The 17,391-nt window shown below is 61.3% G+C and carries 18 protein-coding genes; 5 read left to right on the top strand and 13 right to left on the bottom strand.

All coding sequences use genetic code 11. From position 1 onward, the window contains the following. Positions 1 to 13 precede the first annotated feature (13 nt). The 3 genes from C4J91_RS00345 to C4J91_RS00335 are packed head-to-tail and all read left to right on the top strand — an operon-like array spanning position 14 to position 2,535. A complete protein-coding gene (locus C4J91_RS00345; RefSeq protein ID WP_124360635.1) occupies positions 14 to 1,021 on the top strand; it encodes a methionine ABC transporter ATP-binding protein in 1,008 nt (335 codons plus the stop codon). Next, complete coding sequence (locus tag C4J91_RS00340; protein WP_124360634.1) at positions 1,021 to 1,713, top strand: methionine ABC transporter permease; 693 nt, start codon at positions 1,021 to 1,023, stop codon at positions 1,711 to 1,713. The genes C4J91_RS00345 and C4J91_RS00340 overlap by 1 nt, the downstream gene beginning before the upstream one ends. 51 nt (positions 1,714 to 1,764) lie before the next feature. Next, complete coding sequence (locus C4J91_RS00335) at positions 1,765 to 2,535, top strand: MetQ/NlpA family ABC transporter substrate-binding protein (RefSeq protein WP_124360633.1); 771 nt, start codon at positions 1,765 to 1,767, stop codon at positions 2,533 to 2,535. A gap of 131 nt (positions 2,536 to 2,666) precedes the next feature. Here C4J91_RS00335 and C4J91_RS00330 read toward each other — a convergent pair whose 3' ends face one another. From C4J91_RS00330 to C4J91_RS00310, 5 genes are read right to left on the bottom strand one after another with little or no spacing between them, the layout of a single operon-like run. Then, positions 2,667 to 3,302 carry an SCO family protein gene (locus C4J91_RS00330; protein WP_124360632.1) on the bottom strand — a complete coding sequence of 212 codons (636 nt, stop codon included), beginning with the start codon at positions 3,300 to 3,302 and terminating at the stop codon, positions 2,667 to 2,669. After that, the gene (gene cyoE / locus C4J91_RS00325; protein ID WP_124360631.1) at positions 3,299 to 4,198 is read right to left on the bottom strand and encodes a heme o synthase; all 900 of its coding nucleotides are present in this window, start codon (positions 4,196 to 4,198) and stop codon (positions 3,299 to 3,301) included. The genes C4J91_RS00330 and cyoE overlap by 4 nt, the downstream gene beginning before the upstream one ends. Next, positions 4,186 to 5,265, bottom strand: a complete 1,080-nt coding sequence (locus tag C4J91_RS00320) for a heme A synthase (protein WP_124360630.1) — start codon at positions 5,263 to 5,265, stop codon at positions 4,186 to 4,188. The genes cyoE and C4J91_RS00320 overlap by 13 nt, the downstream gene beginning before the upstream one ends. A 10-nt stretch (positions 5,266 to 5,275) precedes the next feature. Then, positions 5,276 to 5,860 carry a hypothetical protein gene (locus C4J91_RS00315; protein WP_124360629.1) on the bottom strand — a complete coding sequence of 195 codons (585 nt, stop codon included), beginning with the start codon at positions 5,858 to 5,860 and terminating at the stop codon, positions 5,276 to 5,278. Beyond that, positions 5,826 to 6,590 carry an SURF1 family protein gene (locus C4J91_RS00310; protein WP_124360628.1) on the bottom strand — a complete coding sequence of 255 codons (765 nt, stop codon included), beginning with the start codon at positions 6,588 to 6,590 and terminating at the stop codon, positions 5,826 to 5,828. Before C4J91_RS00310 ends, C4J91_RS00315 begins: the two co-directional genes overlap by 35 nt. Before the next feature lie 32 nt (positions 6,591 to 6,622). On the opposite strand from C4J91_RS00310, the gene C4J91_RS00305 reads away from it, so the two are divergent. Next, positions 6,623 to 6,826 (top strand): twin transmembrane helix small protein, encoded by a 204-nt coding sequence (locus C4J91_RS00305; protein ID WP_124360627.1) that lies wholly within the window; start codon positions 6,623 to 6,625, stop codon positions 6,824 to 6,826. Positions 6,827 to 6,832: 6 nt separating this feature from the next. Here the strand turns inward: C4J91_RS00305 and C4J91_RS00300 are convergent, their stop codons facing one another. The 4 genes from C4J91_RS00300 to coxB form a co-directional block, all read right to left on the bottom strand. Beyond that, a complete protein-coding gene (locus tag C4J91_RS00300) occupies positions 6,833 to 7,720 on the bottom strand; it encodes a cytochrome c oxidase subunit 3 (protein ID WP_124360626.1) in 888 nt (295 codons plus the stop codon). 35 nt (positions 7,721 to 7,755) lie between these two features. Then, on the bottom strand, positions 7,756 to 8,307 hold the full coding sequence (locus C4J91_RS00295; protein WP_124360625.1) for a cytochrome c oxidase assembly protein: 552 nt from the start codon (positions 8,305 to 8,307) through the stop codon (positions 7,756 to 7,758). A gap of 138 nt (positions 8,308 to 8,445) precedes the next feature. Beyond that, positions 8,446 to 10,032, bottom strand: a complete 1,587-nt coding sequence (gene ctaD / locus C4J91_RS00290; RefSeq protein WP_124360624.1) for a cytochrome c oxidase subunit I — start codon at positions 10,030 to 10,032, stop codon at positions 8,446 to 8,448. A gap of 58 nt (positions 10,033 to 10,090) precedes the next feature. Beyond that, on the bottom strand, positions 10,091 to 11,218 hold the full coding sequence (gene coxB, locus C4J91_RS00285; protein WP_124360623.1) for a cytochrome c oxidase subunit II: 1,128 nt from the start codon (positions 11,216 to 11,218) through the stop codon (positions 10,091 to 10,093). Positions 11,219 to 11,583: 365 nt separating this feature from the next. Between coxB and C4J91_RS00280 the strand changes: the two genes are divergently transcribed. Further along, on the top strand, positions 11,584 to 12,231 hold the full coding sequence (locus C4J91_RS00280; RefSeq protein ID WP_124360622.1) for a hypothetical protein: 648 nt from the start codon (positions 11,584 to 11,586) through the stop codon (positions 12,229 to 12,231). Positions 12,232 to 12,360: 129 nt separating this feature from the next. Here the strand turns inward: C4J91_RS00280 and C4J91_RS00275 are convergent, their stop codons facing one another. From C4J91_RS00275 to C4J91_RS00260, 4 genes are all read right to left on the bottom strand, one after another. Further along, a complete protein-coding gene (locus tag C4J91_RS00275; RefSeq protein ID WP_124360621.1) occupies positions 12,361 to 13,908 on the bottom strand; it encodes a SulP family inorganic anion transporter in 1,548 nt (515 codons plus the stop codon). Between the two features lie 85 nt (positions 13,909 to 13,993). Next, entirely contained in the window at positions 13,994 to 14,722 is a 729-nt protein-coding gene (locus C4J91_RS00270; RefSeq protein WP_124360620.1) for a carbonic anhydrase, read from the bottom strand. 230 nt (positions 14,723 to 14,952) lie between these two features. Next, a complete protein-coding gene (locus tag C4J91_RS00265; protein ID WP_124360619.1) occupies positions 14,953 to 16,011 on the bottom strand; it encodes a PA0069 family radical SAM protein in 1,059 nt (352 codons plus the stop codon). 71 nt (positions 16,012 to 16,082) lie between these two features. Continuing rightward, on the bottom strand, positions 16,083 to 17,381 hold the full coding sequence (locus C4J91_RS00260; RefSeq protein WP_124360618.1) for a cytochrome c: 1,299 nt from the start codon (positions 17,379 to 17,381) through the stop codon (positions 16,083 to 16,085). Positions 17,382 to 17,391: the final 10 nt, after the last annotated feature.

The following is a 17,391-nucleotide window of genomic DNA, read 5'->3' as shown; positions in this document are numbered from 1 at the left end:
CAAGGTTCGCTACGTGATCGAGTTTCAAAACGTCCATAAAACCTACCGCGTCGCCGGTAAGGATATTCCCGCCCTGCACCCCACCAGCCTGCGCGTCGAAAACGGCCAGGTGTTTGGCCTGATTGGCCACTCGGGTGCGGGAAAAAGTACCCTGCTGCGCCTGATCAATCGCCTTGAAGAGCCCAGTGGCGGGCAGATCAGTGTCGACGGCGAAGAAGTCACCGCACTGGACGCCAACGGCCTGCGCCGTTTCCGCCAGCAGGTCGGCATGATCTTCCAGCACTTCAACCTGCTGGCGTCCAAGACCGTTGCAGACAACGTGGCGCTGCCGCTGACACTGGCCGGCGAATTGTCCCGCAAGGAAATCGAGCTGCGCGTGGCCGAGCTGCTCGCCCGCGTTGGCCTGTCGGACCACGCCCGCAAGTATCCGGCGCAATTGTCCGGCGGCCAGAAACAGCGCGTCGGCATTGCCCGCGCCCTGGCGACCAAACCCAAGATTCTGCTGTGCGATGAAGCCACCAGCGCCCTCGACCCGCAAACCACCGCGTCGGTCCTGCAATTACTGGCTGAAATCAACCGTGAGCTGAAGCTGACCATCGTGTTGATCACCCATGAAATGGATGTGATTCGCCGCGTGTGCGACCAGGTGGCCGTGATGGACGCTGGCGTGATCGTCGAGCAAGGCTCGGTGGCTGATGTGTTCCTGCATCCCAAGCATCCGACCACCAAGCGCTTCGTCCAGGAAGCCGAACAGGTCGATGAAGGCGAACAGCACGATGACTTCGCCCACGTACCGGGCCGTATCGTGCGCCTGACGTTCCAAGGGGACGCGACCTACGCGCCATTGCTGGGTACCGTCGCCCGTGAAACGGGGGTGGACTACAGCATCCTGGCCGGTCGTATCGACCGCATCAAAGACATCCCCTACGGGCAATTGACCCTCGCCGTCACTGGCGGTGACATGGAAGCCGCGTTTGCGCGCTTCACCGCCGCTGACGTTCATATGGAGGTGCTGCGCTAATGGATCTGTTCCTGAATTTCTTCGCCGACATCGACTGGTCCGAAATCTGGCTCGCCACCGGCGATACCATGACCATGCTGTTCGGTTCGCTGTTCTTCACGGTCGTACTGGGCCTGCCCGTGGGTGTGCTGCTGTTCTTGACCAGCCCACGTCAGCTGTTCGAGCAGAAAGGCTTGTACGCCTTTATGTCGCTGATCGTGAACATCCTGCGTTCGCTGCCGTTCATCATCCTGCTGATCGTGATGATTCCATTAACCAAGCTGATCACTGGCATCTATATGGACGAGCCCACCTCGCTGGGCGTCGCGGGCGCGATTCCGCCGCTGGTTATCGGCGCCACACCGTTCTTTGCACGCCTGGTGGAAACCGCCCTGCGTGAAGTGGACCGCGGCATCATCGAGGCCACGCAGTCGATGGGTGCCAGCACGCGCCAGATCATCACCAACGCCTTACTGCCCGAAGCACGCCCCGGCATTTTCGCGGCAATTACCGTAACGGCGATTACACTGGTGTCCTACACGGCGATGGCCGGCGTGGTCGGTGCCGGTGGCCTGGGCGACCTGGCGATCCGTTTCGGTTACCAGCGTTTCCAGGACAATGTGATGGTGGTCACCGTGGTGATGCTGGTGATCCTGGTGCAAATTCTGCAAACCGTCGGCGACAAGCTGGTGGTGCACTTTTCTCGAAAATAACGGCCATGGCCGGCCTGGTGCCGGCAGATGCCCGAACATGGAGCTTGCTGGATGAAAAAACTACTGGTTGCCTTCGCCGCCGTTGCCGCGTTTTCCGCCCATGCCGAGACCCTCAAGGTCGCTGCCTCGCCAGTGCCGCATGCGCAAATTCTGGAATTCGTGAAACCTGCGCTGGCCAAAGAAGGCGTGGACCTGCAGATCAAAGTCTTCACCGACTATGTGCAGCCGAACGTACAGGTGGCTGAAAAGCGCCTGGACGCCAACTTCTTCCAGCACCAGCCGTACCTGGATGAATTCAACAAGGCCAAGGGCACTCACCTGGTGAGCGTCGGCGGCGTGCACCTGGAACCGCTGGGCGCGTACTCGAGCAAATACAAGAAGCTGGACGAGCTGCCGGACGGCGCCAATGTGGTGATCCCGAACGACGCCACCAACGGTGGCCGCGCCCTGTTGCTGCTGGCCAACAACGGCCTGATTACCCTGAAGGACCCGACCAACATCCTGTCGACCATCAAGGACATCACCGCCAACCCGAAAAACCTCAAGTTCCGTGAGCTGGAAGCCGCCACCCTGCCGCGCGTACTGACCCAGGTCGACCTGGCGCTGATCAATACCAACTACGCGCTGGAAGCCAAGCTGGACCCGTCCAAGGACGCCCTGGTGATCGAAGGCAGCGACTCGCCTTACGTGAACATCCTGGTGACTCGTGAAGACAACAAGGATTCGGACGCGGTGAAGAAGCTGGTAGCCGCCCTGCACACACCTGAAGTGAAGCAATTTATCGAAGAGAAGTACAAAGGCGCGATCAAGCCAGCGTTCTGATCCAGCACACTGGAGATCAAAAATGTGGGAGGGGGCTTGCCCCCGATAGCGCCAGGTCAGTCAACCTCTTCATCGACTGACACTCTGCTATCGGGGGCAAGCCCCCTCCCACATTTGTTTTGTGTCGTGAGCTATTTACGCTGCAACAGCCCCGGCAACTGCGCCACCAGCTTCTGGTTATTCAACGGCGCGCGAATGAACCCACGCTGGGTACCGTCCGGCCCGATCAGCGCCAGGTTGCCGCTGTGATCGACGGTGTAGTTGGGCTTGCTGGTGTCCGCCGGGATGAACGGGATGCTCACCGCATTCGAGACCGTCTGCACCTCCTGCACATTCGCACCGGTCAGCCCCTGGAACTGCGGATCGAAATAGCCCAGATACTGCTTGAGCTGGGCCGGGGTGTCGCGGTTCGGGTCGACGCTGACCAGGATCACTTGCAACTTATCCACCGCGTCCTTGGGCAGTTCGCTCTTGATCTGGCGCAGTTGGGCGAGGGTGGTCGGGCAGATATCCGGGCAGAAGGTGTAGCCGAAGAACAGCAGGCTCCACTTGCCTTTCAGCTCATCGACCAGCACCGGCTGGCCGTCCTGGTTGGTCATGCTCACCGCAGGCAGCTGGCGACTTTGCGGCAGCAGGATAATGCCGGCGTCGATCAGCGCGGTGGGATCGCCCTGGCCTTTGCCCGATAGCACCTTATTGACGGTCAGGCCCATGATCAACGCCACCAGGGCCACGAGAATGAAGACAGTTTTCTGAGTTCGAGTCATAGGTTCAACAGTAGGTAGTGGTCGACGAGCAGGGCGATAAACAGTAGCAGCAGGTACCAGATGGAGTACTTGAAGGTGTTGATCGCCGCGTGCGGCTGGCTGCCACGGTACAGCACCCAGGCCCATTGCAGAAAGCGCCCGCCCAATACCAGCGCACAGGCCAGGTACAGCAACCCGCTCATATGGATCACATAGGGCATCAGGCTCACCGCCAGCAGGGCAAAGGTGTAGAGCAGGATATGCACCTTGGTGTAATGCTCGCCGTGAGTGACCGGCAGCATCGGGATGTCAGCCTTGGCGTACTCCTCCTTGCGGTGAATGGCCAGCGCCCAAAAGTGCGGCGGCGTCCAGGCAAAGATGATCAGCACCAGCAGCAGGGGTTCGGCACTGATATGCCCGGTTACCGCGACCCAGCCCAACAGCGGCGGCGCGGCGCCGGCCAGGCCACCGATGACGATGTTCTGCGGCGTCGCACGTTTTAGAAAACCGGTGTAGATCACCGCATAGCCCAGCAACGAAGCCAACGTCAGCCATGCCGCCAGTGGGTTGGTAAAGGCCAGCAACAGCGCCAGGCCCGCCACCGCCAGCAACAACGCAAAGGCCAGTGCCGCAGCCGGCGAGACGCGGCCCTCGGCCAATGGTCGTTTGTGCGTACGCGCCATCAGTGCATCAATGCGCCGGTCCACCACATGGTTGACCGCAGCCGCCGCGCCCGCACACAAGGCGATGCCCAGGTTGCCGAAAACCAGCACCGTCCACGGCACTCCAGCGCGGGTGGCGAGGAACATGCCCACCAGCGAGGTGATCAGCATCAGCACCACCACCTTCGGCTTGGTCAGCTCCAGATAGTCGCGCCAGATAGCCTGGCCGTGACCCGCGCCGATCAAGGACGCCATGGCATCTCTCCTTTAAGGGTTATCAGGCCCGATACCTGTTTGCGCGGAATAAACCGCCAGGCAATCGGACGTGGAACGCGCACCCGGACCAGGCTGGTACGCGCGTGATAATTGACCAGTACCAGGCTCAGCAATAGCGCTGCGCCCCCGGCGTTGTGAGCCACCGCCACCGGCAGCGGCAAGCCGAACGCCACATTGCTCAGGCCCAGGCTGATTTGCGCCGCCAGGGCGATCAACAGCAAGCCCGCCAGGCGCGTCATGCCCACCGCGCGCAGTTGCCAGGCCAGGCCCAGCAGCACCAGCGTGACCAGCACCGCCCCGACGCGATGGGTGAGGTGAATGGCCGTGCGCGCATCGCTGTCCAGCTGACCACCGAGGTAGTTAGGGCCGATATGCTGGGTCAGGTGAAAGCCGTTGGCAAAGTCCGCTGCCGGCCACCATTGCCCGTGACACGTCGGCAAGTCCACACAGGCCACCGCCGCATAGTTGGAGCTGACCCAACCACCCAACGCAATCTGCCCGATCACCAGCACCAACCCCGCCGTTGCCCAATATTGCAGGCGCCTGGGCACGATCAATGCGGGCAACACACCGGACAAGCGCAGGGTCAACAGGAACAGCAGGCTCAAGGTGGCAAAACCGCCCAACAGGTGCCCCGTCACGACTTGCGGCCACAGCTTGAGCGTCACCGTCCACATGCCGAACGCCGCCTGGGCGATCACCACCATCAACACGAACAGCGGCAATTTCACCGGCTGGCCGGGGTCGCGGCGGTGGCTCCACGCACGCGCCGCCAGCAGCGCGATCAGCAGGGCGAGGGTGCCGGCAAAGTAGCGGTGAGTCATCTCGGCCCAGCCTTTGTCGGCCTCCACCGGCGTATCCGGATAATGCAGCTCGGCATGGGCCAACTGGGCTGCACTTTGCGGCACGCTGATAAAGCCGTAGCAACCCGGCCAGTCCGGGCACCCAAGGCCGGCATGGGTCAGGCGGGTATAGGCGCCCAGCAACACGACGATCAGCGCCAGCAAGGTGGCAAACAACGCGAGGCGAAATCCAGGCTTGGCCATGACGATGCCCTTATCCGATGTTCGACAGTTTCAACAGCAAGCGCAGGTCGTTGAGCAAATCCTTGCCGTTGACCTTGGCGTCGTAGCGCAGCACCAGATTACCGTGGGGGTCGACGATCCACAGGTGCGCATCCCCCGGCGCGGCGGCATTGCGGTTGAAGGTCGACAGGTCCAGTGAGTAGCGTTGCAGTTGCGGGTACTCGGCCTTGAGCCTGGCGTCGTAGTCGGTAGCGACCGGCTGCGCACTGGCCAGCGCGTGGCTGGCGCGGGACGCATCGCGACCGAGGCCGATCTGCAGTTGGCGCGCGAGGTACACGAGTTGCTGGCACTCGGCGGCGCAGTCGGTGGGGGCGGTGACCAGCAGTTGCCAGCGCTGCTCATCGGCCTGCACGCCGATGTCGGCGCGGGTCTGGCCGTTACCGATCATTTCACCGTGATAACTGCGATTGTCCGGCACCCAGAACTGCAGCTTGTACATAAAGGTCGCCAGCACCATCGGGCCCACCACCATCAGCAGGATCAGGATCAGCTGAAAGCGGCCTTTACGCCGGTCCGGCGCCTCAGACATGTTGAGTGGATTCATGGCGGCTCCCATGGTGCTTCTCCTTTGCGTTGTGCCATCCGAGGTAGAGGTAAAGCGCCAGCAGCGCCAGTGACATGGCGAACCACTGCACGGCATACCCCAGGTGTTTTTCCGGGCCCATGGCGACCACCGGCCAGGTGGTGTCGTAGGTACCGGGGCCGGCTTCGGCGCGCAGCTCGTAGGCGAACCCGCTGCGGCGCAATTCAGCCCACAGCGCGACGGGATGCAACGCGGTCAACAGGCGCGGCCACTGCGCGGTTGTGGGGTCGACGCGCAATTGGAAGGTTTCGCCGGGAGCGACGTACACCCAGGCGACAAGACTCACCGGTTGATCCGGGGTGGTGAAAAGCGGGGGCGTGCGCCGGTCCGGCCAGGGCAGCCAACCGCGATTGAGCAAAACCCACAGGCCGCTGGCCTGATCATGGAAGGGTTGTAACAGCTCAACCCCGGCCCTGCCGTCGCGCATACGGTTGTCGAGCAGCACACTGTGGTCGGCATCGAAGTTGCCGCGCAGATGAACCCGGCGAAAGGCTGGGTCAGCACTGGCTTCAAACTGCTCGCTGCCCATGGGCGCGGCCGCACGCCGCTCTGCGTAAGTGTCGACCAAGCGCTGTTTTTCCTGACCGCGCGACAGTTGCCAGAACCCCAGGCCGACCATCAACGGCAGCAACAACAGCACCACCAAGGTCGGCGCGATGCCGGGCCGCAGGCGCTGCCTGGCACTGGCTATACTGAATCTCATTGCCCCCTCCCCCTGAAGCCCGGAGCCAGACCATGCTCAAAGCCGCCATTGCCCTGATGCTGATCGCGACCGTCGCGAGCCTGTTCAGTGGCTTGTTCTTCCTGGTCAAGGACGAGGGCCGTTCCAACCGCCTCGTCACTGCCCTGACCGTGCGTGTCGTGTTCGCCGCCATCACCGTCGGGCTGATCGCCTGGGGCTTTTTCAGTGGCCAGTTGGTCTCGCATGCGCCGTGGTAGAACGGTTCACAGCACATACACAAAGAAAAACAGCCCGATCCACACCACGTCCACGAAGTGCCAATACCAACTGGCCGCCTCGAAACCGAACTGGTGTTCGGCATTGAAATGCCCCTTCAGGATGCGCATCAGCATCACAAACAGAATGATCGTGCCGATGGTCACGTGGGCACCGTGAAACCCGGTGAGCATGAAGAACGTCGCGCCGTATACGCCCGAACCCAGCGTCAGGCCCAGCTCTTTATAGGCGTGGATGTACTCCTCGGCCTGGAACCCGAGAAACGCCAGGCCCAGTAGCACGGTGAGCGCCAGCCAGATCTTCAGCGCGCCGCGATGCCCTTTGCGCAAGGCATGGTGGGCGATGGTGATGGTCACGCTGGAACTCACCAGCAGGATAGTGTTTACCAACGGCAGGCCCCAGGGGCTGATCGTGCCTTTGGGTGCCGGGTACAACGTGGGGTCCGGGTTGTTCAGCAATGGCCAGGCGAATTCGAAATTCGGCCACAACATATGCGCGATACCCTTGGGGCCCTCACCTGCCAGCCAGGGTCCTGCCCAGACACGCACATAAAACAAAGCGCCGAAAAACGCGATGAAAAACATCACTTCGGAAAAGATGAACCAGGTCATGCCCCAGCGAAACGAACGGTCCATTTGCGCACTGTACAAGCCGGCGCGGCTTTCCTTGATCACCGCACCGAACCAGCCGAACAGCATGTAGGCCAGCAACAGGCCACCGACGAAGAAGATCCACGGGCCGTGGGATTCCGGGCGCAACGCCTTGAGATCGTTGAACCACACGGCCAGCCCATACACGGTGACCAACAGGCCAATCGTGGCAATGATCGGCCATTTGCTTTGCGCTGGTACGTAGTACGTATCATGAGTCGACATGTATTCGCTCTCCTGATTGAGCGGGCAAACAGTAGCTAGCCGCCGCTGTGGGCCGCCACGGGCGGCTGGCGCGCAGTGATATCGAACAGCGTGTAGGCCAAGGTCAAATGCTTCACATCCTTGGGCATGGCGCGATCGACGATGAAACGCACTGGCATCTCGATACGTTCGCCTGGCTGCAACACTTGCTGGGTGAAGCAAAAACACTCGGTCTTGTGGAAGTACATCGCCGCTTCGGCCGGGGAAATGCTCGGCACCGCCTGGGCGGTCATCGGTTTGTCAGTCGGGTTGTACGCGACGAACAGCATCTCGGTCACAGCACCCGGGTTGACCACTACCTCGTCGGCCTTGGCATAGAAATCCCAGACCATATCGATGGCGTTGGTGGACAGGAACTGCACCCGCACCTGGCGCGACGGGTCGACGACCTGCTCGCCTTCGTACTGCCCGCCGGTCTTGCCGTTGATGCCAAATGCCTTGCACATCACGTCATAGATCGGCACCAGGGCAAAACCGAAGGCGAACATCGCCAGCACCAGGATAAGCAGGCGCGTGACCAGGCGTTTGATCGGTATGGAGTCAGCCATAACGCCCACCCAAAGCGGACACAATCAATGTGGGAGGGGGCTTGCCCCCGATGGCGGTGTACCAGTCGACACTACCTTTGGCTGTGAGATAGCAATCGGGGGCAAGCCCCCTCCCACAAGGGATCGAGGGTGACTTATTCATTTCACCTCCGGCGGCGTGGTGAAGGTGTGGTACGGCGCAGGCGAGGGCACGCTCCACTCCAGGCCTTCGGCGCCATCCCACGGTTTAGCCGGCGCGGGCGGGCCGCCGCGGATGCACTTGATCACGATAAACAGGAAGAAAATCTGCGTGGCGCCGAACATGAACGCGCCAATGGACGACACCATGTTGAAGTCGGCGAATTGCAGGTTGTAGTCCGGCACCCGGCGCGGCATGCCGGCCAGGCCCACGAAGTGCATCGGGAAGAACGCCATGTTCATGCCCACGAAGGACAGCCAGAAATGCAGCTTGCCCAGGGTTTCGTCGTACATGTGGCCGGTCCATTTCGGCAGCCAGTAGTAGGCCGAGGCGAAGATGCCGAAGATCGCGCCGGGCACCAGCACGTAATGGAAATGCGCCACCACGAAGTAGGTGTCGTGGTACTGGAAGTCCGCCGGCGCGATCGCCAGCATCAGCCCGGAAAAACCGCCGATGGTAAACAGGATCACGAAGGCCACCGCGAACAGCATCGGCGTCTCGAAGGTCAGCGAGCCTTGCCACATGGTGCTGACCCAGTTGAACACCTTGACCCCGGTGGGCACCGCAATCAGCAGGGTGGCGTACATGAAGAACAGTTCGCCCACCAGCGGTATACCGACCACGAACATATGGTGCGCCCACACGATGAACGACAGGAACGCAATGCTGGCCGTGGCGTAGACCATCGAGGTGTAGCCAAACAACGGCTTGCGCGAGAAGGTCGGGATGATCGAACTGACGGCCCCGAACGCCGGCAGGATCATGATGTACACCTCAGGGTGGCCAAAAAACCAGAACACGTGCTGGAACAGCACCGGATCACCACCGCCCGCCGCGCTGAAAAAGCTGGTGCCGAAGTGGATATCCATCAGCATCATGGTCACGCAACCGGCCAGCACCGGCATCACCGCAATCAGCAGGAACGCGGTGATCAGCCAGGTCCACACGAACAGCGGCATTTTCATCAGGGTCATGCCCGGCGCGCGCAAGTTGAGGATGGTCGCCACCACGTTGATCGCGCCCATGATCGAACTGATGCCCATCAGGTGGATGGCAAAGATGAAGAAGGTCACGCTTTCCGGCGCATAGGTGGTCGAGAGCGGGGCATAGAACGTCCAGCCGAAATTCGGCCCGCCGCCCGGGCTGAACAGGGTCGAGACCAGCAACAGGAACGCCGCCGGCAGCAGCCAGAAACTGAAGTTGTTCATGCGCGGCAGGGCCATGTCCGGTGCGCCGATCATCAACGGGATCATCCAGTTCGCCAGGCCGACAAAGGCCGGCATCACCGCACCGAACACCATGATCAGGCCATGCATGGTGGTCATCTGGTTGAAGAACGCCGGCTGCACGATCTGCAGGCCGGGCTGGAACAGTTCGGCGCGAATCACCATGGCGAATGAACCGCCCAGCAGGAACATGGTGAAGGCAAACCACAGGTACATCGTGCCGATGTCTTTATGGTTGGTGGTCAACACCCAGCGCATCAACCCCTTCGCGGGGCCGTGGGCGTGGTCGGCGTGACCATGGTCATCGATCACAGTGCTCATGACCGTTCTCCTGCAGGCGAGTGGGCGGGGCGGGTCTGGACGGTGGCAAGGGAGGCTGTCATTTACTTTCCGCCTGTTTGATGGCCAGCACGTCTTTTGGCGTGACCATGTCGCCTTTGTTATTGCCCCAGGCATTGCGTTCGTAGGTCACGACCGCAGCGATATCGACTTCCGAGAGTTGTTTGCCGAACGCGGCCATCGCGGTACCTGGCTTGCCGTGAAACACCAGGTTCAGGTGATCGGCGGCAGGCCCGGTGGCGATTTTCGAGCCCTTGAGCGCCGGGAACATGGGCGGCAGGCCCTGGCCTTCAGCCTGGTGACAGGCCACGCAGGTGGTGTGGTAGACCTTGTCGCCGCGGGCCACCAGTTCGTCGAGTGTCCATTCCTTGGAGGTCAGTTCCTTGAGCTTGGCCGCCTCTTGCTTGCGTTCGCCGAGCCAGGTGTCGTAGTCGGCCCTGGACTTGACCTCGACCACGATGGGCATGAACCCGTGGTCCTTGCCGCATAGCTCGGCGCACTGGCCGCGATAGATGCCGGGTTTCTCGACTCGGGTCCAGGCTTCATTGACGAAGCCTGGAATGGCGTCACGCTTGACCGCAAAGGCCGGCACCCACCAGGAGTGGATCACGTCGGCGGCGGTCACCAGAAAGCGCACTTTCGCCCCCACCGGCAACACCAGCGGCTGGTCGACTTCGAGAAGGTAGTGCTCGCCCTTGGCGGCCTGGTTATGGATTTGCTCGGCCGGTGTGGCCAGGTTGCTGAAGAACTCCACGTCCTGGCCCAGGTATTTGTAGTGCCACTTCCACTGATAGCCGGTGACCTGGATATCGATATCCGATTCACTGCTGTCGTAGATGTTGATCAGCGTCTTGGTCGCGGGAATGGCCATGGCCACCAGGATCAGCAACGGCACCACGGTCCAGAGAATTTCCACCGTGGTGCTTTCGTGGAACTTGGCCGCTACCTGGCCGGTGGACCTGCGGTGCAGGATCATCGACCAGAACATCGCGCCAAACACGACGATGCCGATCACTACACAAATCCAGAAAATGGTCATGTGCAGGTCAAACACAGCGTGACTGACTTCAGTAGCACCTGGCGCCATATTCGTTGTCCAGGCGGCGTGGGCCTGGCCGAATACCGACGACAACACTAAGCCCATCCAAACGTGTGGATGTCGCGTCATTGCGGGTTCCCCTTTTATGTTTCTTGTTATCCCGCCGGTTTGCACCTGCGGCGAAGGGAGCGGCTTCCAAACTGCTTACCACCGCCAAGCCTTGCTGCGTCATGCAGTCGGGCGTCATCAGCCAATTGCCTACAAATCCGAGTATAGACAGCCGCAGCGACCCCGCAATGTGTAGGGGCAAATGAGTGAAAACAGACAGACGGGCCCAATAAAACGGGCGGCGGAATCGTTTATCCGACGAGCGATGGCAATTCGATATAACGTGTGCGTATAACCATGAAATAATTATGACAAATGCGTCTTAGGTGCTCGTATAACCGAGCTACCTTATCCTCTCTCTTTTCCTACGCCTGACCGGAGCCTTCATGAACACCGCCGCATTGCGCGAGCAGATTTCCCGTGCCCATCAACACGAAGCAACCACGGGCCAGCTTGCCCTGCAATTGGAAAAGCAATTGCCGCACCTGCATTCGGCCATTTCCCTGGTTGACGGTGATCGCAACATTGTCATGACCCGCTTTGTCACCGCGTACATCGACCTCGTCCCGGATTTGCTCGAAGCCGCCAACGACGTAGCGCGCGAAGCCGGGATCGAAAGCCAGATCAAGCCTGTGCTGAAGATTGCCGAGCATTTCTTCCTGCAGCCGCCGGCGATTCTGGCGGGCCACGAAGGCCTGGACAGTCTGCTGGACGAAGCCTACCTGGCCCATCGCCTGGTAGAGGAGGTCAACGACCTGTATATCAAGCATTTCGGCCAGCCGCTGATCCCGGCGGACACCACGGTCGCCAACCTGATCGCCCACCAATTGATCGGTGAAGACTTCGCCAACCAGCTGGATGAAGCGGTGCACATGGCTGTGGATGAGATGCTTAACGAAGAGAGCTTTGCGCTGGAGTCGGTCGAGACATACCGCGAACAGTTGAAAAGCCCGGACACGGAAGCGGCATGGAAGCGCTGGCCGTGCCTGTCGCGCCAGCTTGGGGTGGAGTTGGCGCTGGATCAGCCGACCTGAATCTCAAATTGGACACAACACAAATGTGGGAGGGGGCTTGCCCCCGATAGCGGTGGACCAGTCAAAATCTATTTGGCTGACACACCCCAATCGGGAGCAAGCCCCCTCCCACATTTTGAACCGGCTCCGTCAGCCGATTGAGGGCGCCGAGCCTATCCCCGTGGTGGTCCTTATCCGACCTTCCAACCGGCGCTTCAACCCGCGCGCCTCGATCACCAGTTTCGAGCCCTTGGCCGCATTGGCCCGGCCCCATTCCTCCAGCAGCTCCAGGCAGGAATGGTCGATATAACTCAGGTTATTGAGCGGCACATGCACGGTGGTTCCCATCGGCACCGTCGACAGCACCTGGGTCAACGCCGGCACTTTCAGGAACGTCGCGGCACCGATCAGTCGCAACTCCATCTCGCCGTCCTGAGGCAAGTCGATCAGGCTGATTTTCAGCCGTGAGGCCTTGAAGGCCAGCTTGACCAGCGTCAGCCCGAAGCCCACCAGTACACCGGTCAGCAGGTCGGTGAAGATGATCGCCAGCGCCGTGGCCGCGTAGGTAAACATCGGCATGCGGCCATAACGCCCCAATGCCTTGAACGCCTTCACGTCCACCAGCTTGATCCCGGTATACACCAGCACGCCCGCCAGGCTCGCCACCGGGATACTCTGCAGCACACTCGACAGCAACAATACGAAGCCCAGCAGCCACAGGCCGTGGAACATCGCTGACAAGCGCGTGGTGGCGCCTGCCTGGACGTTGGCCGAGCTGCGGACAATCACGCCGGTCATCGGCAAGGCGCCGACCAATCCGCACAGCATGTTGCCTACGCCTTGAGCGGACAATTCCTTATCGAAATCCGAACGCTGGCCGCTGTGCATGCGGTCGACCGCTGCGGCGGACAGCAGCGTTTCGGCACTGGCGATAAAGGCGACGGCAAATGCGGCGATCAGCAGCTGCGGGTCAGCCAGGTTGAGCAGGTCGCTGGGGCGCAGCCAATCGATGGCGTCGGCCAGGTTTTCCGGCACTTCCACACGTTTGACCTGCAAGGCCAGCACCAGGCTCGTCACCGTTGCCAGGCCTACGCCCAGCAGAGCCCCTGGCACGAAGCGTAGTTGTTGTGGACGGAATTTGTCCCACAGGTACATCACCAGCATCGTCGATACACCGAGCAAGCCCGCCTGCCAGCCGAGCCCGCCGCCGAGGGTGGGTATCGCTTCGATCAATGCCGCCGGGAAGCCTGCCAGGTTATCCAGCCCGGAAGGTTTGGGCGCACTGTCGAGCATCACATGGACCTGCGACAGCACAATCAGTACGCCGATCCCCGCCAGCATGCCGTACACCACCGCCGGCGCCGTCACGCGGAACCAGCAGCCCAGGCGCAGACGCCCGGCCACCAATTGCAGGAAGCCCGCCAGCAACAGGATTGGCCCCAGCATCAGCATGCCGTGCTGGCGTACCAGCTCGAACACCAACACCGCCAACCCCGCTGCCGGGCCACTGACTTGCAACGGAGAACCCGCCAACCAGCCCACCACCAGACCACCGATGATCCCGGTGATCAAGCCCTTGGCCGGCGGCATGCCGGATGCGATCGCGATGCCCATGCACAAAGGCAGGGCGACCAGAAACACCACCACGGAGGCGAGCAGCTCCCGAGGCAAAACAGCTTTCAATTGAGCAGCACGCATGATGACTCTCCCGAGGCATTCGCCGGGCGCGGTAAAGCCTGGCTGCATCCATGGCAGCCACCGCATTACCCGGCAGGGAAGTGTATTAGAAGCGCGCTTTAGGCGTCGCGGATGGGATCGGACCTTCACCGCCCAACGGTCGGAACGTCGACTGGTCCGCGTCGTAGGCCCGGATCTCGCTGGTTTCGATGTTGTAGATCCAGCCGTGAATAAACAATTGGCCATTGGCCATGCGCGAAGCCACGGAAGGGTGGGTGCGCAAGTGCTGCAACTGGGCGATGACGTTTTCTTCGGTCAGCACCTTCATGCTCTCGCCTTCATTGGCGCAGTCGCAGTTGTCGTGGACCATGGTCTTGGCCACCTCGGCATGCCGCAACCAGGCCTTGACCGTTGGCATCTTCTCGAGGCTGTCGGGATTGAGCACCGCACGCATGGCGCCGCAGTCGGAATGCCCGCACACGATGATGTGTTGCACGCCCAGCGCCAGTACCGCGTACTCGATGGCCGTGGACACGCCGCCGTTCATCTGGCCATAAGGCGGCACTACGTTACCCACGTTACGGGTGACGAACAGATCGCCAGGGGAGCTTTGGGTGATCAGCTCCGGCACGATGCGCGAATCAGCGCAGGTGATGAACATCGCACGGGGACTTTGAGCCGTGGCAAGTTTCTTGAAGAGTTCTTCCTGCTGGGGGAAGACGTCGTGATGGAAATGCAAAAAGCCGTCAACAATGTGCTGCAGCGCTGCATCGGCGGTTTCCGCCTGAGAGGCTGAAGCCGACGCAGCCAACGGCTGTTTATCCTTATCACTCATAATTCATCCTCTTGATCAATGCAGGGTAAGTGTTCCAGGCCAGTTCGACGTCCGGGCAGTGAAAAAGTTGGGAAACCTCCACAGGCCAGGGCACCGACTTATCAGTCACTCGTCGAACAAGGTACCCATCGAAACTTAACTCAAACTGAATCAACCGCTCTAGGTCGCGGGTTTCAGTGATATCAAAACGCGATTAACCCTACAGATGTTTCGCACTTATCCTCTTCAATCTACAACAATGCCATTTGCCGGCCCGGTGGGCAAAACGCCGTGCAATCCAGATCGAAGCCTCCACGGCGATTGAGCCCCAGACGTTTGATCGCCTTGCTGAAACGCTGCGCCAGCAAATCGGCAAACGGCCCTTCGCCGCGCATGCGCACGCCGAAACGGCTGTCGTACACCGCGCCACCGCGCACCTGACGCACCAGGCTCATCACGTGCGCCGCGCGCTGCGGGTAATGCGCCGCCAGCCACTCTTCGAACAGCGGCGCCACCTCGAGCGGCAGGCGCAACATCATATACGCGGCACTTTGCGCACCGGCGGCATGGGCTTCGGTGAGCAGGCTTTCCAACTCGCTGTCGTTGATCATCGGAATCATCGGCGAACACAGCACACCGACCGGAATGCCCGCCGCGCGCATCACCCGTATCGCCCGTAACCGCGCCTTGGGCGCCGCCGTGCGCGGCTCCAGTATGCGCTTGAGTTCATCGTCCAGGCTGGTAAGGCTGATCATCACGGCCACCAGTCGTTGGCTGGCCAGTTCGGCGAGCAGGTCCAGATCGCGCAGGATCAGGGAGCCTTTGGTGATGATGGTCACCGGGTGCCGATAGCGCAGCAGCACTTCAAGGGTTTGCCGGGTAATCCTGTATTCGCGCTCGATCGGCTGGTAAGGGTCGGTATTGGAGCCCAGGTTGATTGGCGCGCACACGTACCCCGGCTTCGACAACTGCTGCTCCAGCACGTCGGCGGCGTTGCTCTTGGCAATCAGCCTGGTTTCGAAATCCAACCCCGGCGACATGTCCCAATACGCGTGGCTGGGCCGCGCATAGCAGTAGATGCAGCCGTGCTCGCAGCCACGATAAGGGTTGATCGAGCGATCGAACGGCAAGTCCGGCGAGTTATTGCGGGTGATGATGGTCTTGGCCGTTTCGATGCGCACTTCGGTGCCCTGGGTGGGCGGCACTTCCTGGAACCAGCCGTCGTCCTCGGCCACGCTGACGGTGGGCGCGAAACGGTTGTGCAGGTTGGTGGCCGTGCCCCGGCCACGGGGTGGCAGTGCAGTCGTCATGAAAAACGCCTCGATACTGTTTTTATATACAGTATCGAGGCGTAAGGGTTCTGACCAGTGCCGTTTGGCGGTCAGTGCTTTTGCGTGACCTGCCCCAAATCATCCCCCGAGGTGGTGCGCATATCGTTCTTGCGCAGGTCGGCCACGTCACTGGCGCTCACTGGCGTGCCTTGATTGCCCCAACTGCCACGGATGAAACTGACCACGTCCGCCACTTCCTGATCCGACAGGCGCCAGGCAAATGCCGGCATGGTGAAGGTCGACGGCGCGGCGTGGGTAGCTGGCAAGGTACCGCCGTTCAACACAATGTTGATCAACGACGTGGCATCCGCCGTCTGCAGCACCGGGTTGCCCGCCAGCGCCGGGAACACCCGCGTGTAGCCATGCCCGTCGGTACGATGACAAGCCGCGCAGTTGTCGATGTACACCGAGGCGCCCGGCTGGCTGTCATCACCCTTCCAGAGCGCCTGGGCCACCTGCTTGTCGTACTGGTGCGGCGGGTTCTTGGAATCCACCGCCGGCAGGCTCTTGAGGTAACGGGCGATAGCGGTCAGGTCGTCTTCCGACATGTATTGCATGCTGTGGACCACAACATCGCTCATGCCGCCAAACACCGCACTGCGATCACTGCGTCCGGTCTTGAGGAATTGCACCAATTGCTCTTCACTCCAACTGCCGAGGCCGTCCTTGTGGTCGCCGCGCAGGCTTTTCGCAATCCAGCCTTCCAGCGGTGCGCTGCCGGACAGGAACGCGTTGCCGTCAGCGGCGCTCAAGGCCTTTTCCTGCATGGTCAGGGCGCGCGGCGTGTGGCACGCACCGCAGTGGCCGAGGCCTTCGACCAGGTAAGCGCCACGGCTGACCACAGGGTCGGCGGCGGCCTGTACCTGATGCTCCTCGACTGCCGGCGCGAACATCCAGCGCCACGCCGCCAGGGGCCAACGCATGCTCAACGGCCAGGGAATATCGCTGTCCTTGTTCTGTTGGGCGACCGGCTCAACGCCTTTCATGAAGTAGGCATACAAGGCCTGCATGTCGCTGTCGCTGACACGCGCGTAAGACGGGTAGGGCATCGCCGGGTAAAGCGTACTACCGTTCTTGGCGACGCCATGGCGCACGGCCTTGTCGAAGTCTTCGAAGCTGTAGTCGCCCAGGCCGGTCTTGTCCGGCGTGATGTTGGTGGAATAAATCACACCGATGGGGGTTTCCATTGGCAGGCCGCCGGCGAATGGCTTGCCGCCCTTGGCGGTGTGGCAGGCCACACAGTCACCGGCGCGGGCCAGGTATTCGCCTTGCTTGATCAGCTCGGCCTCAGCCGCGCTGACCGAGCAACTGCTGAACAGCGCCAAGGAGGCGATAACGAGTGCTTTCATGGTCATCGCT

It is taken from the genome of Pseudomonas sp. R3-52-08 (genome assembly GCF_003851745.1).
Lineage (GTDB): Bacteria > Pseudomonadota > Gammaproteobacteria > Pseudomonadales > Pseudomonadaceae > Aquipseudomonas.
This window is presented reverse-complemented; position numbering and strand designations above follow the sequence as displayed.